General features: G+C 68.8%; 1 protein-coding gene. It reads left to right on the plus strand.

The genetic code is table 11. The annotated features are described in order from the left end of the window. Window positions 1-478, plus strand: a 478-nt coding sequence (locus tag R5H29_RS02145; RefSeq protein ID WP_407073516.1) for a Mu transposase domain-containing protein, incomplete at its 5' end; no start/stop codon positions are given. Window positions 479-609: the final 131 nt, after the last annotated feature.

A 609-nucleotide genomic window follows, 5' to 3' on the forward strand; every position in this document is an offset into this window, starting at 1 on the left:
GCAGGTCCGGGCCTATGCCGACCGCATTGTCGTGCGCTGCGGCGAGGAGGTTGTCGCCGAGCATCCCCGCTACTTCGGGCGCAACCGCACGATCTATGACCCCTGGCATTATCTGCCGGTACTGGCCCGCAAGCCCGGAGCGCTGCGGAACGGCGCGCCCTTCCAGGACTGGGATCTGCCGCCGGCGCTGGCGCGCCTGCGCCGCAAGCTTGGCAATGGCGACGATGCCGACCGCCGGTTCGTCCGTGTGCTGTCGGCCGTGCTGACCGATGGTCTGGAGCCGGTCGAAGCGGCCGTCCGCGAGGCATTGGCGACCGGCACGGCGAGCGACGACCTGATCCTCAACATCCTGGCGCGGCGCCGCGAACCGCCGCGACCGCTCACCATCATCACCTCCGAAGACAGCGCCTTGCGCCATCCGCCGATCGCCGACTGCGCCCGTTACGACCAGCTGAGGACCTTCGATGCAGCGGCATGACATGATCGAGGCGATGCGCGGGCTTGGGCTCAAGGGCATGGCGGGCGCGTTCGACGATGCGGTCACCACCGGCCTTCAGCGCCAGCGCACCACGATGGAGATACTGACCGACCTTCTGCGCGCGGAAGCAA

The sequence above is a fragment of the Stenotrophomonas sp. A3_2 genome (assembly GCF_036624925.1).
GTDB lineage: Bacteria > Pseudomonadota > Gammaproteobacteria > Xanthomonadales > Xanthomonadaceae > Stenotrophomonas > Stenotrophomonas hibiscicola.